Source organism: Bremerella sp. P1, assembly GCF_028748185.1.
Lineage (GTDB): Bacteria > Planctomycetota > Planctomycetia > Pirellulales > Pirellulaceae > Bremerella.
Genome location: NZ_CP118164.1, coordinates 3,439,961 through 3,464,295, shown reverse-complemented (window position 1 = coordinate 3,464,295; position 24,335 = coordinate 3,439,961). Strand labels below are relative to the sequence as shown.

18 protein-coding genes are annotated in these 24,335 nt (G+C 57.1%); 11 read left to right on the top strand and 7 right to left on the bottom strand.

The genetic code is table 11. The features are described 5' to 3' along the window. Position 1: 1 nt before the first annotated feature. Positions 2-214 (bottom strand): putative signal transducing protein, encoded by a 213-nt coding sequence (locus tag PSR63_RS14600; RefSeq protein ID WP_274334184.1) that lies wholly within the window; start codon positions 212-214, stop codon positions 2-4. A gap of 145 nt (positions 215-359) precedes the next feature. Between PSR63_RS14600 and PSR63_RS14595 the strand changes: the two genes are divergently transcribed. From PSR63_RS14595 to PSR63_RS14580, 4 genes are all read left to right on the top strand, one after another. Beyond that, a complete protein-coding gene (locus tag PSR63_RS14595; RefSeq protein ID WP_274334183.1) occupies positions 360-794 on the top strand; it encodes a response regulator in 435 nt (144 codons plus the stop codon). 221 nt (positions 795-1,015) lie between these two features. Continuing rightward, the gene (locus PSR63_RS14590) at positions 1,016-3,226 is read left to right on the top strand and encodes an esterase/lipase family protein (RefSeq protein ID WP_274334182.1); all 2,211 of its coding nucleotides are present in this window, start codon (positions 1,016-1,018) and stop codon (positions 3,224-3,226) included. Positions 3,227-3,560: 334 nt separating this feature from the next. After that, complete coding sequence (locus tag PSR63_RS14585; protein ID WP_274334181.1) at positions 3,561-6,164, top strand: PVC-type heme-binding CxxCH protein; 2,604 nt, start codon at positions 3,561-3,563, stop codon at positions 6,162-6,164. A gap of 106 nt (positions 6,165-6,270) precedes the next feature. Beyond that, the gene (locus tag PSR63_RS14580; RefSeq protein ID WP_274334180.1) at positions 6,271-8,040 is read left to right on the top strand and encodes a c-type cytochrome; all 1,770 of its coding nucleotides are present in this window, start codon (positions 6,271-6,273) and stop codon (positions 8,038-8,040) included. A 261-nt stretch (positions 8,041-8,301) separates the two neighbouring features. Here the strand turns inward: PSR63_RS14580 and PSR63_RS14575 are convergent, their stop codons facing one another. The 3 genes from PSR63_RS14575 to PSR63_RS14565 all read right to left on the bottom strand — a co-directional run bounded on the left by PSR63_RS14575 (position 8,302) and on the right by PSR63_RS14565 (position 11,590). After that, positions 8,302-9,027, bottom strand: a complete 726-nt coding sequence (locus PSR63_RS14575; RefSeq protein WP_274334179.1) for a hypothetical protein — start codon at positions 9,025-9,027, stop codon at positions 8,302-8,304. Positions 9,028-9,303: 276 nt separating this feature from the next. Beyond that, a complete protein-coding gene (locus tag PSR63_RS14570) occupies positions 9,304-10,962 on the bottom strand; it encodes a serine/threonine-protein kinase (protein ID WP_274334178.1) in 1,659 nt (552 codons plus the stop codon). Between the two features lie 55 nt (positions 10,963-11,017). Next, positions 11,018-11,590 (bottom strand): sigma-70 family RNA polymerase sigma factor, encoded by a 573-nt coding sequence (locus PSR63_RS14565; RefSeq protein ID WP_274334177.1) that lies wholly within the window; start codon positions 11,588-11,590, stop codon positions 11,018-11,020. Between the two features lie 140 nt (positions 11,591-11,730). Here PSR63_RS14565 and PSR63_RS14560 point away from each other — a divergent pair, with 140 nt between their 5' ends. The 5 genes from PSR63_RS14560 to PSR63_RS14540 all read left to right on the top strand — a co-directional run bounded on the left by PSR63_RS14560 (position 11,731) and on the right by PSR63_RS14540 (position 18,535). Then, positions 11,731-13,302 carry a hypothetical protein gene (locus PSR63_RS14560; protein ID WP_274334176.1) on the top strand — a complete coding sequence of 524 codons (1,572 nt, stop codon included), beginning with the start codon at positions 11,731-11,733 and terminating at the stop codon, positions 13,300-13,302. Then, positions 13,299-14,180: an HAD family hydrolase gene (locus tag PSR63_RS14555; protein WP_274334175.1), complete on the top strand. Its 882-nt coding sequence runs from the start codon at positions 13,299-13,301 to the stop codon at positions 14,178-14,180. The genes PSR63_RS14560 and PSR63_RS14555 overlap by 4 nt, the downstream gene beginning before the upstream one ends. 6 nt (positions 14,181-14,186) lie before the next feature. Then, positions 14,187-15,467 (top strand): glycosyltransferase family 4 protein, encoded by a 1,281-nt coding sequence (locus PSR63_RS14550; RefSeq protein ID WP_274334174.1) that lies wholly within the window; start codon positions 14,187-14,189, stop codon positions 15,465-15,467. A 50-nt stretch (positions 15,468-15,517) separates the two neighbouring features. Beyond that, a complete protein-coding gene (locus PSR63_RS14545; protein ID WP_274334173.1) occupies positions 15,518-17,248 on the top strand; it encodes an alpha-amylase family glycosyl hydrolase in 1,731 nt (576 codons plus the stop codon). A 66-nt stretch (positions 17,249-17,314) separates the two neighbouring features. After that, entirely contained in the window at positions 17,315-18,535 is a 1,221-nt protein-coding gene (locus PSR63_RS14540; protein WP_274334172.1) for a glycosyl transferase, read from the top strand. A 31-nt stretch (positions 18,536-18,566) separates the two neighbouring features. Here the strand turns inward: PSR63_RS14540 and PSR63_RS14535 are convergent, their stop codons facing one another. Next, a complete protein-coding gene (locus PSR63_RS14535) occupies positions 18,567-19,040 on the bottom strand; it encodes a hypothetical protein (RefSeq protein WP_274334171.1) in 474 nt (157 codons plus the stop codon). A 171-nt stretch (positions 19,041-19,211) separates the two neighbouring features. After that, entirely contained in the window at positions 19,212-19,841 is a 630-nt protein-coding gene (locus PSR63_RS14530; protein ID WP_274334170.1) for a 3-keto-disaccharide hydrolase, read from the bottom strand. Between the two features lie 286 nt (positions 19,842-20,127). Here PSR63_RS14530 and PSR63_RS14525 point away from each other — a divergent pair, with 286 nt between their 5' ends. Next, the gene (locus PSR63_RS14525; protein ID WP_274334169.1) at positions 20,128-20,916 is read left to right on the top strand and encodes a hypothetical protein; all 789 of its coding nucleotides are present in this window, start codon (positions 20,128-20,130) and stop codon (positions 20,914-20,916) included. On the opposite strand, the gene PSR63_RS14520 is transcribed toward PSR63_RS14525, so the two are convergent. Next, positions 20,913-21,854: a ZIP family metal transporter gene (locus tag PSR63_RS14520; RefSeq protein WP_274334168.1), complete on the bottom strand. Its 942-nt coding sequence runs from the start codon at positions 21,852-21,854 to the stop codon at positions 20,913-20,915. The genes PSR63_RS14525 and PSR63_RS14520 overlap by 4 nt on opposite strands. A 186-nt stretch (positions 21,855-22,040) precedes the next feature. Here PSR63_RS14520 and PSR63_RS14515 point away from each other — a divergent pair, with 186 nt between their 5' ends. Beyond that, positions 22,041-24,242, top strand: a complete 2,202-nt coding sequence (locus tag PSR63_RS14515; protein WP_274334167.1) for a heavy metal translocating P-type ATPase — start codon at positions 22,041-22,043, stop codon at positions 24,240-24,242. The last annotated feature ends 93 nt before the right edge of the window (positions 24,243-24,335 follow it).

The window sequence follows — 24,335 nt, the reverse complement described above, 5'->3', positions numbered from 1 at the left end:
TCTACTCCGAGTGATGCTCGGTGAGAAATTGATCGGCGGCTTCTTTCCTTTCGCTGGGCACCATAATGCGGATCGCCAGCACGCCGGTCAGGCCGCCCTGATGGTCGTTGTCCAGGGTGCACGGAATACCTTCTTCCTGAAGCGCGTTTTGAATGATCGTCGCTTCCTCGTGACTCTGGCACGTACGGACAGGCACAAAATCCATATCTTCCATAAAACCGGTACTCCCACTCATGAAGTCAAACTCAAGGGTTGCGGACTCCCACAAAAGGGACGCGCTTATTAGGCAATTGTAACCTAGTCTTCGAGTGAAAACCCAAACCATTCTTAGTGATTCTTAGGGCGTTAGGATCAACAATATGTCTAGCCGCAAACTGAAAACCGTGATTCTCGACGACGATGCTGGTATCGTTCGCTTGGTGAAAACCATCCTTCGCGGAGCTTTTGGCAACGAACTTGACATAATCGACTTCACCGACGCCTACGAGGCCCAAAGCTGGATCGGTTCCAACTGCTGCGATCTGCTGATCAGCGATATCGAGATGCCGCAGATCAGTGGCCAGGATATGCTGGTCTTCGCCAAACAGCGAAATGCCTGGACTCAGGTTGTCTTCCTGACCGGTCAGTCGAGCTGGATGCATGTGACGCAAGCAGTCGAAAATGGAGCCTCCGACTTCCTGCTCAAACCGATCCAACGAGCTGAATTGTGCAACATCGTTCAGCAGCACATCGAACGTGCCGCTCGCTGGCGGACGGCCTTGTTCCCGAAGCAAATCGCCTCGGCCGGAGCTTAGTTCTGACGGCCCTGGGTCACTAAAACCGAAACGATCGCTATCACCCGAAGAGGTGATGGCGATATTTCTTGCTTGCGCCAAGACAGTTGGCTGCGCGGACCTTTTCGGTGGGGTAACGTTTCATGGCGAAATTCGAACTCAATTTCGCTCTGGTGCGCATGTCGTGATGGATGACATGTCCCGACACACTCCCCACCCAAAAAATGCAGGAAGCGAATCTCGTGGTCCGCTGGAAGCCGACATTTGCCGCCCTTTGCGCTGCGATCCTGTTGATTCAGTTCGCATCCGGCTGCGCGCTCTGCCGCAAGGGTCGCTGGCGCGATCCTCAAATGGTCGCTCCTTGTCCGGAAGCCAACCCGAAGTCGCAGTATCCGTTTGGTATCTGGTGGAACTCTTGCGAAGTCACCGCGATCGAGTCGACCGACCTCGATGCCGACTCACTGGCCGACGCCCGGCCAGCTACCGAAGTCGCTTCTTCCTTCATTCAACTGTGCGCCTTCGAAGAGGAAATTGACGCTCCCGAAGGTTACCAGGACGTTTCGACCAACCTGGGTGAAGCGGTCGTCGGTCGTCCTCTGAAGCGCATGTCGAACATGCCCAACCTGTTGGATCACGGTGGCGAACGTATCGAAACGCCAACCTACCCGGTGACGGGTCCTGAGGTCGTCGGCGAGCCGACCAATATCGGCCCCGAGTTCTTTCAAAGCGAACTGGGCGAAGGGGAAGTGCTCTACATGCCTGAGATGCAAGGCATCGTCGAGACATCGATACCAGAAACCGAATCCGCCGATATCCAACTACGACAAGCCGAGTCGTATTACGCAATGGCGGTCGATGCCGATAAACAGCTCGATGAATCGGCGATGAACATGTATCTCGATGCGGCCATCGCGGCCTATCGCTACATGCAAACCGTCCCGCCGCAACCGAAAACGACCCCAGGCACCGAAAGGGCGTGGCAGGTCTATCACTCGTCGATCGCACGCTTGATGTTCATTGCCGATAAGGCGGGCTACATCGATAAAAAGTGCGGCATCAAGCTACCCGTTAATGGTGGCTACAAGATCGTCGAATTCGAATACGTCAACTTCCAGCGCACGGCCGACGACTTCGATCGCTGGCACGTCGTGGGGGACTACCAGTCGCGTTACCTGCTGACCAAGCACCGCTCGCCGGGGCTCGGCGTGCCAATGGTCTGCATCCGCGAAAAGAAGAAGGCCGACAAGTGGTTCCCGAAGGAAGTTCCGTTTTCGGTCACCGGCATTCTACGACCTGAAGCGGAAATGAATCTGTACGACGCAACCGTCGAAGCAGCGATCCCCAGCGGTACGCATGTGGAACAGGTCGTCGCTAAGCTTGAACTGTACGACCCACGTACCTCAGGCGATGTCGAATTCAATTGCCGCCAGATTCCACTGGCCAAAGACACGACCGCTCCTTACGCTTACTTGCTCAGCGAAACACGCGGCGAGTCGAAGCTACAGGCCATGCACCCTTACCGGAACATGGACGAGCAAGGACTGTTCATTCTCGAACCGCATCGCAAAGGCAAGATCCCCGTCATCTTTGTCCATGGTCTCTTCTCGGCTCCTTATACCTGGGCTGGAATTGCCAACGAGATCGACGGCAACCCTGACTTAGCATCGCGTTACGAAGTTTGGGCGTTTCACCATCCCAGCGGTGCTCCGTTCATGGAGTCAGCCTCCGTGCTGCGTGATCAGCTCAATCAGATCATTATGGAAATGGACCCCAGCGGGTTCGATCGTGACCTCCGCAATGTCGTCCTCGTGGGGCACAGCATGGGAGGCCTCATCGCGAAGCTGCAAGTGACCGACAGTGGCAACACGCTGTGGGAACACATCGCCTTCCAGCCGATGAGTACCCTGGATGCTCCGCCAAAAATGCAGCAGTACCTGCGCGATCAGTTTTACTTCACCCACTCGCCCCATGTTGGTCGTGTGGTTTTCATCGGCACGCCTCATCAAGGCACCACGCATCTGTCCGCCAAGACAGGTCACGTATCGTCGGTGCTGGTCCATCAAGATCCCTGCTTGAAGGATGCCCATAAGCAACTGCTTGAAGACAACCCGGCCGCGTTCCGCAAAGAGTTCCGCCACCGCATACCGATCAGTCTCGATTTGATCAGACCCGATAGCTTGCTGCTAACCGGCATCTATCGCTTGCCGATTCAACCGGACATTCCCAGCCACACGATCTTAGGCAATGGCTGGTGGTCGCCGCACGATGGGCAAAGCGACAGCGTGGTTCCTGTCTCCAGCGCTCGACTGCCAGGCGTGCAAACCGAGATCATGGTGAACTCGCTGCATACCCATCTAAACCGCGACGCGGGAACGGTTTGCGAAGTGCTGCGAATCCTCCGCGTGCATGGAACCCGGCCTGCATTCGCCGGACAAAATGTGCCGATTCGTTAGCCTGCCGAATTGCCAGAGAAATCTGCGATTCATTCTTAAAAAGAAGCCTGCGGAAAACCTCAAATTGCCGCTTCCCCTAGCTCGTGGCATCGCTGGCTTAACGTTCAAAATTTTTACGCTCTTGTCTGATTCGCCCCAATATGTCGGAAACGGCCCAACTCGAAATGGCCGTCAAAGGTTTTAACGCGGCGACGCTCACGCTTATAATCCGAGGATTCGAGTTACCACTGTACGGCCCACAGAGGCCTTAAGGGGACCTCGAACAACCTACCTCGCTTCGCTGGCACTTCCCCACACCCGTATGCCTCGCACCCTTTTCGAAATCAGGAACACCATGATTCGACCAATGAGTACGGCAGCCTTGCTGCTGGGTCTGTGCGTTTCGCTCTTCGCGTCATCTTCCGCCGATGCCGCCCAGCTTGAACTGAAGAAGGGCGACAAGATTGTCTACATCGGCAACACGCTGGCCGAACGGATGCAATACTTCCCTCACTTCGAGACGCGTCTTCAGGCACGCTTCCCCGAGCTGAACCTGGTCGTCCGTGACCTTGGCTGGTCGGCCGACGAACTGACCCTGCGTCCTCGCAGCAAAGACTTCTACGATCACGGCACGCGTCTGGAAGACCACAAGCCCGACGTCATTATGGCGTTCTTCGGCTTCAACGAATCGTTCGCCGGTGCCAAGGGTCTCGACAAGTTCGAGAAGGACCTGGAGAAGTTCATCGCCGATACCAAGAAGAGCCAGTACGACGGCAAGTCGCCAACGCTCGTTCTCGTTTCTCCGATCCCGCACGAAGACCTTCACTCGCGGTACCTGCCCACGGGCGAAAAGAACAACGAAAACATCGCCATGTACGCCGAGGCCATGCACAAGCTGGCCGACAAGCACGATGTGGTTTACGTCGATGTCTTCGCCCCGATGCTTGAGCCCATGGCTGGCGAAACCGATCTGACAATCAACGGCATCCACCTGAACGACCAAGGCTATCAGCTGTTTGGTAAGGTTCTCGATGAAGGTCTCTTCGGTCCTGCTCCGCAGTACAAGACCGACTTGGCCACGCTTTACCCCGAGGTGAAAGAGAAGGACCTACAGTTCTTCTACGATCACCGCGCGGTCAACGGCTTCTACATTTATGGTGGTCGTAAGAATCCATTTGGTGTGGTCAACTTCCCGGCCGAGTTCGCCAAGCTGCGCAAGATGATCGAAAACCGCGATCAGCGCATCTGGAAAGTGGCTAACGGCGAAAGCGTGCCTGAGCAAGTCGACGACAGCAACACCGGCGACTTCACCTCGATCGAAACGAACGTGAATCGTCCGGTCGACATCTTCGACCCCGCGGCCGAAGCCAAGACCTTCTCGCTGCCTGAGGGTTACGAAATCAACCTGTTCGCCTCGGAAGTGGAATTCCCCGACCTGGAGAACCCGGTTCAATTGGCCTTCGATGCCAAGGGACGCCTGTGGGTCACCACCATGGAAAGCTATCCGATGTACCTGCCCGGTACGCCACCGGACGACAAGGTGCTGATCCTGGAAGACACTGACGGCGACGGCGAGGCCGACAAGCAAATCGTGTTTGCCGATGGTCTGCACGTGCCGACCGGTATCGAAATCGGTGACGGGGGTGCCTACGTTGCCCAGCAGCCGAACCTGATGTTCCTGAAGGACACCGACGGCGACGACAAGGCCGACGAGCGAACGCTTGTGCTGCACGGCTTCGATTCGGCCGACTCGCATCACTCGATCAGTGCATTCACGTGGGGTCCAGGCGGTGCGTTGTACTTCCAGGAAGGCACTTTCCATCACTCGCAAGTCGAAACGCCTTACGGTCCGGAACGCGTCGCTAACGCTGGTATCTTCCGTTACGAACCCCTGACCGAGAAGCTCGATATCTTTGTCTCCTATGGCTTTGCCAACCCATGGGGTCACACGTTTGACGACTGGGGACAAAACTACGTGGCCGACGCCTCCGGTGGTGCCAACTACTTCGGTGCGGCATTCAGTGGTGACGTGGTTTATCCGCAGAAGCATGGCCGCATGAATCAGTTCCTCAAGAAGCAGTGGCGTCCGACCGCTGGTTGCGAAATCGTTTCCAGCCGCAACTTCCCCGAGTCGGCCCAAGGCAACTACTTGTTGAACAACTGCATCGGGTTCCAAGGGATTCTGCAGTACAAGGTCAAGGACGAAGGAAGCGGTTTCCATGCCGACCCCGTCGACCCGCTGTTGGTCTCGAAGGACACCAGCTTCCGCCCGGTCGATATCCAGTTTGGCCCCGATGGTGCTCTGTACATCGTCGACTGGTACAACCCGCTGGTCGGTCACATGCAGCACTCGCTGCGTGACCCTAAACGTGATAAGCACCATGGTCGTATCTGGCGTATTCGTTACACGGGTAACGATCTGGTGAAAGCTCCGAAGATCGCTGGTGCCTCGGTGGCCGAGCTACTGGACCTCTTGAAGGAACCAGAATATCGCACCCGCTACCGCGTTCGTCGTGAACTTCGCAGTCACGACGGCAAGGAAGTTTCCGAAGCTTTGGAAGCATGGATGGCTGGTCTCGACAAAAACGACGAGAACTACAACCACCACTTGCTGGAAGCCCTGTGGGTCAAGCAGAACTTGGACCTGGTCGACGCCGACCTGCTCAAGCGGATGCTAACCGATAGCGACTTCCGTGCTCGTGCGGCCGCGACCCGCGTGCTGTGCTACTGGCGCGATCGCGTTCCCGGTTCGCTCGATCTGTTGGAAACCCAGGTCAACGACGAAAACCCACGCGTCCGCCTGGAAGCCATCCGAGCGCTCAGCTTCTTCGATGGCACAGACGTGGAACGTGCTCAGGAAATCGCCCTGCAATCGCTCCTTCACGACCAGGACTACTACCTGGAATACACGCTGAAGGAAACGTTGGAAACACTCGAAAAGCGAGCCAAGCAAGGCTAGTTTTTTGAATTACAATGAATGATGACTAAGGAAGAGTCATCCTCGACTTGGGGGATGACTCTTTTTTTAGACAGACCGCCTGCCTAACTTTCGGAACAGACCCACGATGTACCATCGACCTTTTGTCCTCTGTTGTTTGTTGCTTGCGAGTATGCTGCTCGCCGCGCCGCAATCCGCTCATGCTCAAGGCGCGACCGACGCCATGGTTCGCTTGTTGCAAAGTGGCAAGTTGCCGGAGTCCCGTGTCGGAACGGTCGTCGGCATGATTGCCGAACGCGGGAATGCCGAGAACCTGGGGATCCTCTTTCAGGAAGCGACCAAAGCCGACGGCTTCAGCCCCGAACTCAAACTCGAGTCGCTGCAAGCCTTGAAGAAGGCCAGCGAAAGCCGGAACTTGATTCCCGCTGGCGATCTCTCGGCGATCGGCGATCTGATTGCCAGCGACGACCAAGGCATGAAAACCCTGGGCATCCAACTGGCCGGTCTCTGGAAAGTGGAAGCCACCGCCGGCACGCTGGCCGGGCTGGCCCTTGATAACGAACAACCTTTGAAACTGCGTCGCCTGGCGATCGACTCGCTGATTGCAACCGGCAGTGACCAAACGGCCGAAACGGTCGCCAAGCTGACCAGCGACGACCAGCCTCTTTCGATCCGCTACTTGGGCGTCTCGGCCCTGACCAACATCGACATCCAAAAGGCCGCCGCGGCTGCCGCGAAGGTGCTTACCGGGGCCGATACGTCGACCGATCCGGCCGACATGATCGATGCCTTCCTGGCCGATACCAAGGGGCCTGATGCACTTGCCGCGGCCCTGGACGGCAAAGAGCTTGACGGCGACGTGGCGAAGATGTGTCTTCGCCAGATGTACTCGGTCGGTCGTTCGGACGCTTCGCTGGTGAACGTCCTGAGCGCTGCCGCTGGGATTGACAACAATCCCGATCCCCTCACCGAAGAGCAGCTGCAAACGCTTGTCGCCCAGGTTTTGAAAAAGGGGGACCCGGCTCGCGGTGAAGAGATCTTCCGCCGCAAGGAACTCAGCTGTCTGAAGTGCCACGCGATCAGTGGTGCTGGCGGGCAGATCGGTCCGGACCTGAGCCCTGTCGGCGCGACCAGCCCGGTCGACTACGTGATCAACTCGATCCTCTTCCCCGAGATGGCCGTCAAGGAAGCGTACATCATGAAGTCGATCGTCGACTTCGACGGCAAGATGCACCAAGGCATCGTCGCCGACGTAAACGAAGACCGCACGATCCTGAAAGATGCCAACGGCAACGAAATCATCATTCCGGCCGACGACATCGACCTGGAAAAGGAAGGGGGCTCGCTCATGCCCAAAGGCCTGGCCAACTTCCTGACCGAAGACGAGTTCCTCGACCTGGTCGCCTACGTCGCCGAACTGGGCAAGCCTGGCCCTTACGGCATTCGCAGCGAACCGACCGTGCAGCGGTGGCGCGTGCTGAAGCAGGTGCCTGAAGCCCTTCAAGGCGAAGCGAATCCTTCGACCGGCGAGTTCGAATCGCAGATCCTGGGCCTCGATGCCGATGCCTGGCTGCCGGTGTACGGTAAGGTCAATGGCGAACTGCCCCTGGCCGATCTGAGCGAAGTCGAAAGTCCCGTGCTGTTCCTGCAGGCCGAAATCGAAGTCGTCGATGGCGGCGAAATCGGTGTCGAAATGAACCATAAGCAAGGCGTTACCGTCTGGATCATCGACGACGAATTCCCCGGTGCGGAAGCGATTCAAGCCGATGTTCTGCCTGGCCGTCACAAGATCACCTTCCGCTTGGACAGCCGCAAGTTCGAGGGCGACACGTTTCGCGTCGTCGTCACCAAGCCAGCCGGCTCCACGGCCCAGTACACGGTGGTTGGTGGCAGCTAGTCGGCTGACGACGTCTGATTAACATCAGCGCAGGCACACGCCGCGACTGCACGCCCAAGAAGACTTGGGCGTGGCACCCGGACGATTTGAGAAAGCATGCGCGCCCACACTCTCGTCCCCTCTCCACCGTCTGCGGGGGAGAGGGTTAGGGTGAGGGGGCTTCATGCTGGTTAGAAGCGCATGCGCGAGCGGTGTTCACGATCGACTCGGAACATTCATCTGGCGATGCGGGGTGAGGATCGTACAAGAAAGCCCCTCACCCTAGCCCTCTCCCCGCAGGGGCGAGGGGACAAGATGTGGTTCGTCAGGCGGGCCGCGTTCTTGGAGTTGGTTCGCGCCGGGCAACCCGTTCTCGGGTGCCACGCCCAAGTCTGCTTGGGCGTGCGTTTGCTTCGCCCTGCATGCGCGGCTTGGTGTTGAATGTGTGGCGTCTGACTTCGAAGGGGCACCAGGTGGTGGGCAGGGCACCCTTTGTTTCTTGAGCAGCTTCTTCAGCCGATGGATTTCACTCCCTTGCCGATCGAGTACCTTAAGGTGAAACGACACCCAGGCCAGCGCGCGGTCTAGCTCTTTCGCGGACGGCACGCGCAGTCCGTCGATGAGCTGGTCGGTGAAAGACGTCCGCTTCGGTTGCCGCGGGCGGTTCGGCTTCGGTGGTCGGTGTTTCTGCGGAATAGATCGCGGCGGCGGGTCTTCTACCGCCACCAGATGGGTCCGCGTTGTCAGATGAGCACGCGACTCATAAGCGTTGTTTTTCTGTGGCGTTTGCGGTGAAGCGGTCTCCTGAGCAGGCGACGGTTCGACGTGCGAGACCTCCGTTGGAGGATCCACCGCAAGCACCAGTTGCCCCACGACATCTTCTGGAATCTCCACCAACGTACCGCAAGCCGAGCACACGTAGGTTTTGCCTGCGCGCACGACCACCTGCGGCTTGCGCTCGGTCGAGCGCTGGCCGCTTGGTTCAGGTTGTGCGTGGGCTGCAGACATGGTGATACTCGTTGCAGAAGGTGTTCGTGGCTAATTCATAGCAAGGACTTAAATGGTTCTTTCGTGTGCCACAGGCCTCGGGCCAGCGTGAAGTAGGTACCAGGGAGCCAGGCTCAGTTTGGTTTCTAAGACACTGGGCAGAGGCCCGTGGCACATTGAGAGTTTCGTTCGTTTTGGGGAAGAGTCCCCGTGCGATGATTAGGTATACCAGCCAGGGTGTGCCTGAAGATAGTGCGCGCAGAATTTTTTTCGCAGGGCATCCATCCCACGGCGATTCTACTCTTCTTCCATCGTCCGTCGAATGCGCCGGACGACGAAGTACTGGATCATGCCCAGAATGAAAATCGACATCATCATGACGGTGGCGTCGAAGAAATCGACATAACCAACCGGGCGAAGTGTGGCTCCGACAACGACGTGCGTAAAGTAGCCGATCGCGGCCAAGGTCATCGTGTACCCGACCAGCCCTTTCTCGTAGAGCGTCGCGCTGGCCGCGACCAGCAGCAGGTAAATGAGTGCCAACGGACTCGCCGCGCCGTGAACCAGAAACAATAGGCCAGTCAGCAGCACGAAGTTCCAGGTCATCCACGCATAGATGGCCACGTTGCGCGTGCTGGGCTTCTCGTACATCCGCTGAAAGAACCAAGCCGCTACAGAAAAGGCAATCGCGAACAGCACCGACGCCACCCGAAACCACGGCCTCGACGATATAGGATCGTGCAGGATGTCTGCACTGATCACGTGATAGATGTAGAAGAGCAGGACAGCCGCCAGGGTGCTGGCCAGGCCAGGCTTTCGCCGAGCCCAATAGATGATCCGCTCGCCGATGCCTAGCGGCTTGGCCCGGATCGGCTCGTGCTGTAGGTATGACTGAAGGTCGGCGGCTAGTTCTTTCATGCTGCGATACCGAGCCGCCGGTGTCTTATGCATACACTTCAGGCAGATCGTTTCGAGCGACCGGGGTACGCTCCAGTTAAGTTTCCGCGGAGGGATCGGATTCACGGTACAGATCTGGTCGATGGCATCCAGCATATTGCTGGCAGCAAACGGCGGCTTGCCGGTCAGCAGGGCATACAGGATCGCCCCCAGGCCGTAAATGTCGGTCGCGTGGTCGATTTGTTGATTCTTGCCGGCGGCCTGCTCTGGGGCCATGTAGCCCGGCGAACCGAGAATCTGCCCCGAGTAAGTCATGTCGGAATTGCCATCCATTCGCTTCGCCAGACCGAAGTCGGTTACCCGAGGGTGGCCGTCGGCGTCGATCAAGATGTTCGACGGCTTCAAGTCACGATGCACGATCCCCATCGAGTGGGCATGGGCCATGGCCTGGGCGATCTCGAGAACCAGCTCCGCAATTCGCTCCGGCGTGAGTCCTCCTTCGCGAATCACATCGGCCAGGCTGCGTCCTTCGACGTACCCCATCGAGAAGAAGTGTCGACCTTGATGGTGCCCTACTTCGTAAATCGGCACGATCCCGGCGTGCGACAAGTTGGCGGCTGCTTCCGCTTCCGCCCGGAAGCGTTGAATCTCCTGGGCCGATGCAAACTGGCCGGAGAGAATCATCTTCACGGCCACCACGCGTTCGGGCGCCAGCTGTCGTGCCTTGAAGACGACCCCCATGCCGCCGCGGCCGAGTTCATCGATCAGTTCATACCCTGGCACCGATTCGACCTTGTCGGCTTTCCTGGTGGAAGAGACCGTCCTCTCGGGATCGAGATCGACCGTCACCTCCGTCAGATCATCGTCGGCCAGATGCACGTGCAGGGGAGAATTATCGAGCGAAGAGTTGTCGTCGTTGGCCAACATGCGGCGGACTTCATCATGCAGGTCCGCGCGATCGGCGAAGCACTCGGCCAGCCAAGCGTCGCGCTGTTCAGGCGGCAGTTGAACCGCTTTCTCGAAGGCTTCGCAAAGTCGCTGATAATCGTCTGGCGTCATGTTCGATCGACTGATACTTTAGGCCCGTGTGTCCTCAGTGGCAAATCCTATCAGGCTAAGTGGCTGAGGAGTTATCTTCCAGTCTGGCAGTGAGCCATGCTTTGGCCATGCGCCAATCTCCCTTCACCGTCGATACCGAAACATCGAGCGCCGCGGCGGTCTCTTCCACAGTCATCCCGGCGAAGTAGCGCATTTCGATGATCTTGGCGTGCCGCGGATTGAGTTCGGCCAGTTCGGTCAATAGCTCGTCGAGCTCGACCAGGTCGACGTTGTTTTGGGGATCGCCGGCGACGAGTCCTTCTTCCAGCGTGATCCGCTGAGCGCCTTTCCCACGTTTGGCGGCGTTCTTCGTCCGGGCATGATCGACCAGGATCCGCCGCATGATATTCGAAGCGACCGCGCAGAAGTGGGCTTTGCCTTTCCACTCGACTCGGTTTTGATCGACAAGCTTCAGGAATGCTTCATGCACCAGGGCCGTTGCCTGCAGCGTATGATCGGCCCGCTCGTTACGCATGTGCTGATTGGCAATCCCCTTCAGTTCCTGATAAAGGACCGGTAACAGCTTGTCAGCTGCGTCCCGATTGCCTTCGGAAAGGGAAGCCAACAAACTTTCGACGTCATCGCTCATGAAGATAAGATTCCTGAATAGGGAGGGCAGGGGGGTCGACTTGATTCTCCTTGCTTCCACGTCTAGCTTAACAGTCGACAGGGCGGGGGAGAATGCGCTCTTGCGTTTTGTGGGCAAGCAGGAAACTTGAAAGGATCTCGATGAACCTGGTAATCGTGCATCATCACCTGAATCGCGGCGGCGTGACGCAGGTGATCTTAAATCACCTACGTTCACTGCACGAAGCCGGGGCGAAGGAGATTTTCGATCGAATCGTGATCCTTTACGGTGGCCGGGCCACGGGTTGGCCCGATCAACCGGAGCCTGCTTTGGAAGGGATCGAACTGGCCGTGATCCCCAGCATCGACTACGACACGGTCACCGCCGTGGGCGAAGAAGCCCCCTACCGGGCAACGTCCGAGATGCTCGAGCAGTTGGGACTCGCTCCGGAAGAGACGCTGCTACATGTCCACAATCACACGCTGGGCAAGAATGTCGCCTGGCCCAATGCCCTGGCTCGCCTGGCCGAAGCGGGCTTTCGGATGCTGCTTCAGCTGCACGACTTCGCGGAAGACTTTCGCCCCGACAACTATCGCCGCCAGGTCGAATACTATGGCGAACGGGGAACAGGCATGGCCGAAGTTTACTTTCAGGCCCCCCACGTCGACTACGCGGTCCTCAACTCGCGCGACCGGGGGATTCTCGAGAAGGCTGGTTTCGCGAGCGAAAAGCTGGCCTGGCTTCCCAACCCGGTGCAGCCGTTTCCGGCGCTGCCCCATCGAGCCGATGCACGACACACGCTAAAGGAGAAGTTAGGCGTCGGCCCCAGCGAGCCGTATATCTTGTATCCCGTGCGGGGCATTCGTCGGAAGAACGTGGGCGAACTGGTCCTGTGGTCGGCGCTGGCCCTCAAGCCGGCCAGCTTTGCAATCACGCTGGCCCCGGTTAATCCCGTCGAACTGAAGCCGTACCAGGCATGGGAAGCGCTGGCCGCCGAGCTGGGGCTTCCGTGCAAGTTCGATGTCGGTGGCGATGCGGGTCTTTCCTTTCACGAGAACTTGGCCGCGGCCGATGCGATCATCAATACGAGTGTGGCCGAAGGATTTGGGCTCGTGTTTCTCGAAGCGTGGGTCGCCGGCAAGCTGCTGATCGGGCGCGACCTGCCGGAGATCTCGGCCGACTTCAAAGAAGCCGGACTGCGGCTAGATAGCCTGGCGGCGTGTCTCTACATTCCGAAGCGCTGCCCGATCACCGGACGCGAAGTCTTTTCGGAACAAGCGTATCGCGAGCGAATGACCGAGTTATTCACGCAGGTGCAACGCGACTTTGGTCATGACGAATTGGAAGCCGAAGACCTGGAGAAACAACTCGACGAGCGGCTAAGCGACGAGTGGATCGACTTCGCGCTTTTAACGGTTGAGGCCCAGCGAGAAGTCGTGCAAGCCGTTGCCGGAAACCAAGAGCTTGCCGAAGCGATTGTCGAAGAGAACGCCCAGGTGATGCGTCCCCTCACGCAGGACGATGCCAACTTCGATTCCACCATTCAAATCAATTCACAAATTGTCCTGACTCGGTTCGGCTTGAAGGGAACCGGAGAGCGACTTCGCGAACGATACGAGCGGTTGGCCAAACTGCAACCGGGGCCCGTTTCGTCGTTCAACGGAGCCAATCGTATCTTGCGACAATTTGTCGAACTGTCCCGCTTTCATCCTGTTCGCCTGGAAGACGCATGAACTCTTTTTCGGAAATCTTGAAGCACAACAGTCAGCCACTCGAACCCATCCCCACAGATCAGCAGGCAGACCTGAAAGAATTGCCAGGGATCCGCGCGGTATTGTTTGATATCTACGGAACGCTTCTGGTGAGCGGCAGCGGCGATGTCGGCACCGCCATGGAAATGACCAAGGGAGATGCCCTGGAAGCGGCCTGGGTGGCCAGTGGCGTGCAGTGCGAAGTGCCTGCGGATGAGATGATTGCCCAATTTTACGACGTGATTAAGGATGATCACAAAATTGCCACTAAAAGAGGCACTTCTTATCCGGAGGTGGTGATCGAAGAAATTTGGGAAAAAGTTTTTGACGGTCCGATGCGTCGTGGGCAGGTCGAACTGCCGTGTGATTTCGATATGAAATTGTTCGCTCTGGAGTTCGAAACGAGGGTCAATCCGGTGTGGCCGATGCCCGACTTGCGGGAGGTGCTCGCCTGGCTAAACGAGCGAGAATACACGCTCGGCATCATCAGCAATGCCCAGTACTTTACGCCGAAAATAGTGGAAACGTTCCTCGAATCGCCACTTGAGGAAAATGGTTTCCGGCCGGAGAACTGTTTTTTCTCGTACGAGCATCGTGTTGCCAAGCCTGGGACAGAGCTTTATGAGGCCGCTGCGAAAAGTTTAGCCGACCAGGAAATCGACGCGTGTCATATTTTATATGTTGGCAATGACATGCTGAACGATATTCAGCCCGCATCGCAAATTGGCATGAAAACTGCTCTCTTTGCAGGTGACCGTCGTAGTCTCCGACTACGGAAGGACGATGCTCGAATGTTGCCAATACACCCTGACGTGACACTCACTAGACTTTCCGACATTTTGGCTTGCCTTCCGAGATAATCCAGCATGAACGTAACTGATACCGCAGGGCACAACATTGGTTTCGTAGGAACACGTTTCGCCGGGACCGACGGCGTTTCGTTAGAGGCGGCCAAGTGGGCCAAGGTCCTCTGGGACTATAAGCACGTCAGCTACTGGTACGGCGGGAAGATGGATACCGATCCCGACATTACCAGTTTGGTTCCCCATGCCTATTTTGGTCATCCAGACATACAATGGATTAACCGGCGTATCTTCGGGACGACGACTCGTGACCCGGAAGTTACGCGGCGGATATTCGCGCTTGCCGAGTATCTTAAACACACGCTGTACGAATTCACTCGTCGCTTCAACATCGAGGTGATGATCGTGCAAAATGCGCTCTGCATTCCGATGAACGTTCCTCTGGGCGTGGCCATCACCATGTTCATCGCCGAAACGGGATTCCCCACGATCGCCCACCATCACGACTTCTACTGGGAACGCGATCGCTTCTCGGTCAACGGCATCAACGACATCCTCAGCATGGCCTTCCCGCCAACGCTGCCGTCGATTCAGCACGTTACGATCAACTTGCCAGGTCAGGCCGACCTGTCGCACCGTAAGGGGCAATCGTCGATCCTGGTTCCGAACGTTCTCGATTTCGAGGACCCACCGATCAACGACGACTACCCGCTGAGCTTCAAGGAAGACATTGGCCTTACGGACGATGATATCGTCATCTTGCAGCCAACTCGCGTGGTGCCGCGTAAGGGGATTGAGCATGCGATTTCCCTGGTCAATTCGCTCAACAACCCTAAGTACAAGCTGGTGATCACGCACGAGTCTGGCGACGAAGGGGATGAGTATATGCATGCCCTGCGCGAGATGGCCGAACGACAAAACGTCGACCTTCGTTTTGTTGCCGATCGCGTGGGGGAAGAGCGAGGCACCGACCGCGAAGGTCGCAAGATTTACACCCTCGGCGATTGCTACGCAGCTGCCGACTTTATCAGTTACCCAAGCCTGTACGAAGGGTTTGGAAATGCATTGATCGAAGCGTTCTACTTCAAGAAGCCAGTCCTGGTGAATCGCTACTCGATCTTCGTCACCGACATTGAACCCAAAGGCTTCAAGGTCGTGACGATGGATGGGTATCTGACCAAGGACGTCGTCACTCAGGTCCGTAACCTGATGGAAGACGAAGCTTATCGTCAAGAAGTGGTCGAGCACAACTTTGAGCTCGGCAAACGCTTTTTCAGCTATTCCGTACTCAAGCGAAAACTGCGAGCCCTGGTGACCAATTTCACGGGTATGGATGATTTATAAGACGTGTCGCGCTCGCAGCCCGAGGCGCGACAGTCGGATAGGGAGGTTCAATGATCGGCACGACACAACAACACGATACGCTCCAGCAGCACCTCACCCGCATGTATGGCGAATCTGTTGCCACCGATGTTCTGCCGCGTTTGGTTGCCTTGCTCGAGTCGTATACCTCTAAGATCCCTGAACCTAAACGAACCGGCTGGGACGAAACTGACGTCGTCCTGATCACTTATGCCGACCAGGTTTATGGCCCCGAGAAGTCGCCCCTGGGCATCTTGAAGGACTTTCTGGTTCACCACGGCTACCAGAACCTGCTCAACACGGTTCACCTGCTTCCCTTCTTCCCGTATACCTCCGACGACGGTTTCTCGGTGGTCGACTACTACCAGGTCGATCCCAACTCCGGAACGTGGGACGACCTGCATTCGCTGGCCGAAGAGTTCAACCTGGCCTTCGACATGGTCGCCAATCACTGCTCGCAGAAGAGTGAGTGGTTCCAGAAGTACCTGCAAGGCGAGAAGCCTTACGACGAGTACTTCATCGACGTCGACCCGAGTACCGACCTGAGTCAGGTCGTCCGGCCGCGCGCGTTGCCGCTGCTTTCTCCTTATGAATCCTCGACTGGCGAAAAGCATGTCTGGACTACCTTCAGCGCCGATCAGGTCGACCTGAACTACGGCAGCCCGGAAGTCCTGTTGGCGATGACCGACGTGCTGCTGTTTTACGTGCAGAATGGGGCCCGCGTCATCCGCTTGGATGCAATCGCATTTCTGTGGAAGACGATCGGCACGAGTTGCTTGCACCTGGACGAGACCCACGAGGCTGTCAAGCTGTGGCGTACGGTTACCGAGATTGTCGCCCCGCACGTGCTACTGCTGACCGAAACCAACGTACCGCACGCCGAGAACATCAGCTACTTCGGCCTGGCGGACGAAGCTCACATGGTCTACCAGTTCAGCCTGCCACCGCTGCTGTTCGATGCGTACCTCAACGAAGATGCCACGACACTCAACCAGTGGATGGACACGCTGTACGACATCCCGGCGGGCACCACCTACTTCAACTTCACCGCATCGCATGATGGGATTGGCGTGCGGCCTCTGGAAGGGCTCGTTTCGCAGGAACGTCTCGACAAGCTGGTGCATGCCACGCGTGAACGAGGCGGGCTGGTCGGCATGCGGACCATGGCCGATGGTTCGCAGAAGCCCTACGAATTGAACATCACCTATGTCGATGCCCTCGGCGAGCCGGAAGGCTTCGGCCCCGAGCATCACGCCGTGCGGTTCCTTGCGACGCAGGCCATCATGTTGGCCATGAAGGGAATCCCCGGCATCTACTTCCATAGCCTGGTTGGTACGCAGAACCACGTTTCCGGCGTGGAAGAAAGTGGGATTCCACGGCGGATCAATCGTCGCAAGTTCGAGCGACTGGAACTAGAAAACCAGATCAGCTCACACGAAACGCTGCAGAATCGCATCTTCCATGGCTATCAGAATCTGATTGCCAAACGGATTGAACAGTCGGCCTTTCATCCCGATGGACCGAGCGAAGTGTTCCACACCGGCCATCCCGCCATCTTCGGATTCAAACGGACTTCGCCTGATCACGATCAGACGATTCTCGTTCTGGCGAATCTCACCGATAAACTCCAGGGGCTTCCCCTGAGCGACCCCAAATTACAGCCGCTAACATTCGACTTGATCAGCGACGAGTACGTGGTCGAGTCGCACGGCATCACACTCGATCCGTATCAAATCGTTTGGCTCACCGAGCCGGAAGACTAGCGATCTTGCATCGAGTTCACCGCGATCCCTCTCCCCAGCAATCGCCCCCGGCAAGGAGACACAGACTTGTCCGACTTTATCCAACAAGGCCCTATCTCGACACTGCATGACTTCGGAACGCTCGGTTCCGAACAGCTGGAACGTACGCTCGAAGACGCCACCACCGAATACCCGATGGGGCTTATCCTGCCAGTTACTGCCAGCGATATGCGGGCACCTGCGTTCTCTGCCATCATGGATGAACTCGAAGGGACGAAGTTCCTCAAGACGGTCGTCGTGGTGCTCAACCGGGCACCGGATGTCGAGGATTATCGCGAATGTCGCGCGCTTACTTCCAAGCTCGGCAACATGTGCCGCGTGCTTTGGAACGATGGTCCACGAGGCCAGGCCGCGTTTCAGCAACTGACCGACGCCGGGTTCAACGTCTCAGTCCCAGGCAAGGGCAGGGCCGTCTGGACGGCGTTTGGCTATCTTCTGGCCGATCCCGACATCAAAGCGATGGCCCTGCATGACTGCGATATCGTCAACTACCACCGCGACATGCTGATGCGGCTCTGCTTGCCGATGGCTCACCCAGGCTTCGACTTCGACTTTTGCAAAGCCTACTATGCCCGCGTCACCGACCGCATGCACGGCCGCGTGGTGCGTTTGTTGGTAACGCCGCTGTTGCGTTCGCTGATTCGCGTGCTGGGCAACGATGACTTCCTGGTCTTCTTGAATAGCTTCCGCTATCCACTTTCGGGCGAATTCGCCGTGACCTCGACCCTGGTTCGTGCCAATCGCATCCCGAGCGACTGGGGTCTGGAAGTGGGAACGCTGGCGGAAGTCTTCCGGAATACGGCCCCTAAGCGAATTTGCCAGATCGACCTGGGGCATCCCTACGAACACAAGCACCAGCCGATCTCTCTGGAAGATGCCAATCGCGGTTTGATGAAGATGACCGCGGACATCCTGCACAGCATTTACCGAACGCTCTCGAGCCGCGGGATTGTGTTTAGCATGGGGATGTTCAATACGCTGGAATCGGCCTACCTGCGAGATGCCCAGGACGCCATTCGTCAGTACCATGCCGATGCCGTGATCAACGGTCTGAACTTTGATCGTCACACCGAAGAGCATAGCGTTGAAGGCTTTGCCCGCATGATCACGCAGTGCGGACAAGAGTTCTTCGAGAACCCCGTGATGGCCCACGAGATGCCGACCTGGACGCGTGTGCGAAGCGCGATCCCCGACTTCCCCCACACGCTACGGCGTTCGGTCGAAGCGGACTCGGCGGAATATACTTAATTGCCATCTCAGAATTTCGCCAGGCAGGCAACTACTTGTCGGTAACTTCTCTCAAAATGGCAACACCGTCTTTATCGACGCCAATGAATTCCATTCGGGGAATGTCTTTCGCATCGTAATGCTTCGGGCGGTACTGAAACGCAGGGTTCTGCCGCTTCTTCTCGATGATTGCCGAGAGTTCCTGCTGAAGCTTGGTGGCGGTTGCCAGATCCATCTGCGCCGTCAATGCGGTGAAGTTATGCTCCGGGTCGTAGAGCCTGAGCATGATGCGGGTATCGGGGAGTTCGTTCCCACCGGCATCAATGCCCCGCCAGCTGGTTTCTACGCTCCACTGATAGCGAGACGGAACAGGCACGACTCCGGAATCTTTTATGTCGAGTGCCCCCGTATAGAGATAGTACGAGTTGGAGAGTGAATCGACCGCTGGGGGCGCGGCGTAAGTGAACGTCAACAATCCAAACGCGATCACCGGTACCAACAGCAGCAACTTACGAGCGGACTTCATGGCCAAACCTCCTGGGCGAAAAGATACGACCCGATTCTAGCGAGACGGCTTGGCATTGTCTTCGTGAATCGGAGATTACCTTAGGTGGCATGTCTTGCTTTCGTCTTCAAGAAACAAAAACGACCGCGATGTTGATCGCGGCCGTTCTCGTTTTGTCTTCACTAGTGAAAACTAGTCGTCCAGACGACGAACCTGGATGTCCTTGAACCAGACGGTGCTGCCTGGGTCGTGGGCTTGCAGGGCGAAGGTGCCCTTGTCCAGGACTCGGGTGAAGTCCTTGCCTGGCTTGGCGTCTGCTGGTTCGGTGTAGTCGGCAGCAACTTCACCATTGATCTTGGTGATGATGTGCTTGCCATCGACCTTGATGTAGTAGTCGAACCATTCGCCGTCTTTCGCTGGCGAGTTGTTCATGACGTCTTTGACCGAGTAGATACCGCCGGTCTTCTTAGGGTCGCGATGGGTGTTGTTCACCTGGGCTTCGAAGCCGTACTTTGGCCAGCCAGTGTCTTGGAACTTGGTGTGGAAGTAGATCCCACCGTTGCTGTTCTTGTCGGTCTTGACCTTGGCCTTGAATTCAAAGTTCTTGAACGGCTTGTCTTCGCCGACATAGAACAAGTGACTGCGATCACCCTTGGCGACGAACGCGCCATCTTCGATCTTCCACGACTCTGGGTTTTCACTGATCTTCCAACCTTCGAAGGACTTGCCATCCATCAGCGACTTCCACTCGCCTTCAGCGGCGGTAACGACAGCGGACAACATCAAACAAACCAGGGCACCTGCGGCCAAACGCTTCAACATGAGCTTTCCTTTACGAAGTACGATTGTCTTCTTTTTCGGGGATGGAATCGTGTCAGTGGGGGGACCGACGAATCATAGAGAATTGCGCAACGTCGGCGGACACGAAATTTATGCATTTGATTTTGGTTGAAACAAACGAGCGTGGCAAGATTCCACACGTTTCAGACGAAGTTTTTATGGATTCGCGACGAATTTTCGCTATTTTTTGAGATCTATAGCGAAGCGCCATTTGCATAAAGCCCCATGCGTTTTTGCATTTCGATCCAAGCGAGAAAGCAAGCATACGATGAGCACCGCATCACCCCTGCCGATGAGTTGGGAAGTGCCCCAGGTTTTTCACGAGCGACTCGGCGATGGCCCCGGCCGCCAACGTGTCATGGAAGCCGAAGGACACATCCTGATTGTGACCCACCGTCCACCGCGGCATGGCGAGGCCGTCCGCAGCGGGCGATACTTCTGGCGCAACCCCAGCGGCGTCCTACAAAGCAGTGACCTGGGCCAAGGGCCTTCGTCGATGCTCAAGCACCTGGAAGAGTACAACGTGGCGATTGGCAAGCTTGAAAAAGCGGAATCCGATGCCCAGTCGAGCGAAGAGTACTTTCGCGTCATCAGCGAACTGGGGCCACTACTGCGAGCAACCCGAAACCTGCACAGTACACTGCAAGCGGCTCGCGAGCTTTCTGGCAACGATCGGACGATGATCAACTTCCGCGATCGAAGTTACGAATTAGAACGTTCGGCGGACCTGCTTTATAACGAGTCGAAGAATGAACTCGACTTTCTGATTGCTCAGCGTACCGAACAGCAAGCGGCCAGCAGCCATCGCATGGCGGTCTCGGCACATCGGTTGAACATCCTCGCGGCGATGTTCTTTCCTATGGTCACGCTGGCCACCATCTTTGGATCGTCACTGCAGCATGGCTGGGAAACGGCCAGCGCACCGATTCCATTTTTCACGATGCTGATCGTCGGCTTCGTCTTGGGACTTCTGCTCAACTGGTTCATCAACGTACCGGTCGAGCCCAAACCTAGAAAGCGACACGGAGCCGATGCCCGGATTCCCCGCTCGCCCTAAGAATCGGGCTCGGCAACTTCCACCGCTTGCTCTTGCGGCGGCTTGCTATGGTCGTGCAGTCCGCCTGGTTCGGCAAAACCAATCAGGTAGGCGGCACCGACCCCTAGCAGCATGACCAGCGAAAGCTTGACCTTGTCGTGCGAGTGGAACTGTACTTCCGGCAGAATGTCAGCCAGCGAGATACACAGAAAGACGCCAGCCGAAAAGCAAAGGGCCAGGCCGACCATGAACTGCTTGTCCGCATCGAACCCGTTGTAACCGGCGAAGAACAACGCGACGCCCAAAGGGCACATCAGGGCGTAACCAAGGTTAACCACGTTGATGGTGCTCACCGGCCATTTACTTTGCCGCATGATGAAGGTGATCGATAGTGCATCGAGCGGCTTGTGCAAGAAGATCCCCAGGAAGACGCCCAGGCCCAAGAGTCCCATGAAAGCGGAATCGTGATGGGCGGCTGCCGAAACGCCTGCCGCTAACGCGATACCATCCAATAGCGTGTGCAGCGACAAGCCCATGAAGACCCCCAGCCAACGCATCTTGGAATCGGGGGCATCGTGCGAGTGGTTATGCGTGTGCGTATGCCCTGGTTGCTCGTGCTCGTGGTCGCAATGCAGGTGGCCGCCGTGCTTGTGGTCGCCGGCCGCGGTGCCTGGGTATTCATTTTCGATGGGGGCATGCTCATGAAAATGAAACAGCCGCATCAGGAAGAAGGTGGTAATCAGCCCCACCAACAGAGCGCCCATTGCCCAATCCATCGAATTGCACTCGGCAATGCCGTGCGGAAGCATGTGCAAAATTCCCACCCCCAGCATGAGCCCGCCAACGGCGCTCATCATCATCTGCATACGGGTATGCGTCAGACGAATAACTACTGGCAGCCACCCTCCCAGCAGGGAAGCAGCGATGATCAGTAGGCAATAAATCGCCAGCAGCAGCATGGATTTAGGTTCCACAACAAAGAGGGTTGTCCCCGGCATGCATACACACGTTCGGGGGAAACGATTCAGCTTAGACGCCAACTGCTTAGATGCCAAGTGGTTACAAGGGCTTTGACCGCTGGCTTTTCGACGCTACCATTCGGATACATCCGTTTTCCTAAATCCCTATCCCTGAAGTAGATCCGGATGACACACCACCCCCAGGAAGACACAACTGACGGCAGCATTTCGGTCAGCCTTCAGGTTGCCGAACTCGATTGCGCGGAAGAAGTTCGGATCCTCAAGGATGGCCTGGCAGAAAAACCGGGCATCGAGAAACTCGACTTCGACGTCATGCGGGGACGGATGGATGTCCATTACGACGCCCAGCAGTGGAACGTCAAACGCTTGCTGGAGGCCGTCAGTTCGCTGGGCATGACCGCTCAGGAAGTGGTCGAGACACCCAATACGGCTTCTCCGGAAGGGCCTGTCCGCCAGAACATCAATCGCGAACGAGCGTTGGTCCGCAGCGGTGCGTTTCTGTTGGTCGCGGTCGTGATCCAGATCTGGGACTCCGGCGGAATCGCCGCACTCTTTGGTCACGGTGATGGCGCCCATACCATTTCGGTGTTGGCGATCCTGCTTTATCTGATTTCGACCGGACTGGGAATCCGCTGGATCTTTCCCAAAGCGGTCAAATCGGTCCTGCGGTTCTCGGCCGACATGAACCTATTGATGACGGTCGCCGTGATCGGGGCGATCATCCTGGGGGACTTTTTCGAAGCGGCAATGGTCACCTTTTTATTCACGCTGTCGGAAGTTCTCGAACAGCGTAGCGTGACCAAGGCTCGTCGTTCGATCCAATCGCTGATGTCGCTGGCCCCCGATTTGGCACGTGTCAAAACGAAAGAGGGGATCGAAGAAGTCGCGACCGACGAGATTGATGACGGCCAGATTTGTCTCGTTCGACCAGGGGAACGCATTCCCTTGGACGGCACCATCGTGCAAGGCGTGTCCGCGATCGACCAGGCCCCGATTACCGGCGAGTCGGTTCCGGTCGAAAAGGAACCTGGCGATCCCATTTACGCTGGTACGATCAACGGAAGCGGTAGCATCGAGTTCCGTGTCGAAGGCACTTCTGGTTCAACGCTGCTCAACCGAATCGTACGGCTAATCGATCAGGCCTATCAGCGACGTGCCCCTAGCGAACAGTGGGTCGACCAGTTTGCTCGCTATTACACGCCGACCATGATGCTGCTGGCAGTTGCCGTGATGGTGATTCCCCCGACATTCATCGGATGGTCCGTCGAGTCCGCGACTAACTGGTTCTACAACGGACTCGTCCTTCTGGTCATTGCTTGCCCTTGTGCGCTGGTGATTTCGACGCCGGTCAGTATTGTCTCCGCGCTAACGGCGGCGGCACGCAATGGAGTGCTGGTCAAAGGGGGCCTTTCGCTCGAGACGTTGGCCAATGTCAAAGCGGTGGTGCTCGACAAGACTGGCACCCTGACCACCGGCATGCCGACCGTCACAAAGGTGGAGTGCTTGGGAGACATGACGGAAGATCAAGCACTGGCTTTGGCTGTCGGTTTGCAGAACCATAGCACGCACCCAATCGCCAAAGCCATTCTGAACTATGCGGATCAACACGATGTGACCCCAGCCGATGTCGTCAGTGTCGAAGAAATCCCCGGGCGCGGCATTTCCGGGCAAGTCGACGGTCAGCAAATTTGGCTGGGGAGTACGCGCCTGGCAGATGAGCAAGGCACCCTAGTCGCCGGCATCGAAGACGGGGCGGCCAATACAGGAGCCAACGTCATCGTCCTGGGTCAAGCCAATCAGATCCTGGCGACGTTCCAGCTACAAGATCAGTTACGCGATACGGCTGCCCATGCGGTCGAGTCGCTGCATCGGCTTGGCGTCGCCCAGGTCGAGCTGATTTCCGGTGATCGCACCAACGTTGTCCAAGACGTGGCGGAAAAAGTCGGGGTCGATGCCTGGAAGGCAGAGCAACTGCCGGAGGACAAGATCGACGCCGTCACGCGTCTGCGTCACGAGTACAAGCTGGTCGCCATGGTCGGCGATGGTATCAACGATGGCCCCGCCTTGGCGGCAGCCGACGTGGGAATCGCCATGGGAGCGATGGGTAGCGATACGGCAATTGAAACGGCCGATGTCGCGCTGATGTCTGACGAGATCGAAAAGCTCCCCTGGTTGATCGGTCATGGCCGCAAAACGCTGAGTCTGATCCGGCAAAATATCTTCGCAGCCCTGGCGATCAAGGTGATCTTCATCATTCTGACGATGATCGGGTACTCCAATTTATGGCTGGCCATTCTGGCCGACACAGGCGTTTCGCTGGCCGTGATTGCCAATAGCCTGCGATTACTGCGGACGAAAACGTCGTAAACGCCTGTCCCCGGGGCGGCACCTTTTGCGAGGCCCTTTCAGGCGTTACATTGGCGGTTTCAACGCACAAACTTAGAGATCCTCACTCGGAGC

Bases quoted from the DNA above. Each gene is read 5' to 3' on its own strand.
- PSR63_RS14565 (WP_274334177.1), bottom strand. From the start codon at position 11,590: ATGAGCGATGACGTCGAAAGTTTGTTGGCTTCCCTTTCCGAAGGCAAT.
- PSR63_RS14580 (WP_274334180.1), top strand. From the start codon at position 6,271: ATGTACCATCGACCTTTTGTCCTCTGTTGTTTGTTGCTTGCGAGTATG.
- PSR63_RS14520 (WP_274334168.1), bottom strand. From the start codon at position 21,854: ATGCTGCTGCTGGCGATTTATTGCCTACTGATCATCGCTGCTTCCCTG.
- PSR63_RS14555 (WP_274334175.1), top strand. From the start codon at position 13,299: ATGAACTCTTTTTCGGAAATCTTGAAGCACAACAGTCAGCCACTCGAA.
- PSR63_RS14545 (WP_274334173.1), top strand. From the start codon at position 15,518: ATGATCGGCACGACACAACAACACGATACGCTCCAGCAGCACCTCACC.
- PSR63_RS14550 (WP_274334174.1), top strand. From the start codon at position 14,187: ATGAACGTAACTGATACCGCAGGGCACAACATTGGTTTCGTAGGAACA.
- PSR63_RS14515 (WP_274334167.1), top strand. From the start codon at position 22,041: ATGACACACCACCCCCAGGAAGACACAACTGACGGCAGCATTTCGGTC.
- PSR63_RS14585 (WP_274334181.1), top strand. From the start codon at position 3,561: ATGATTCGACCAATGAGTACGGCAGCCTTGCTGCTGGGTCTGTGCGTT.
- PSR63_RS14600 (WP_274334184.1), bottom strand. From the start codon at position 214: ATGGAAGATATGGATTTTGTGCCTGTCCGTACGTGCCAGAGTCACGAG.
- PSR63_RS14535 (WP_274334171.1), bottom strand. From the start codon at position 19,040: ATGAAGTCCGCTCGTAAGTTGCTGCTGTTGGTACCGGTGATCGCGTTT.
- PSR63_RS14525 (WP_274334169.1), top strand. From the start codon at position 20,128: ATGAGCACCGCATCACCCCTGCCGATGAGTTGGGAAGTGCCCCAGGTT.
- PSR63_RS14595 (WP_274334183.1), top strand. From the start codon at position 360: ATGTCTAGCCGCAAACTGAAAACCGTGATTCTCGACGACGATGCTGGT.
- PSR63_RS14530 (WP_274334170.1), bottom strand. From the start codon at position 19,841: ATGTTGAAGCGTTTGGCCGCAGGTGCCCTGGTTTGTTTGATGTTGTCC.
- PSR63_RS14575 (WP_274334179.1), bottom strand. From the start codon at position 9,027: ATGTCTGCAGCCCACGCACAACCTGAACCAAGCGGCCAGCGCTCGACC.
- PSR63_RS14560 (WP_274334176.1), top strand. From the start codon at position 11,731: ATGAACCTGGTAATCGTGCATCATCACCTGAATCGCGGCGGCGTGACG.
- PSR63_RS14570 (WP_274334178.1), bottom strand. From the start codon at position 10,962: ATGACGCCAGACGATTATCAGCGACTTTGCGAAGCCTTCGAGAAAGCG.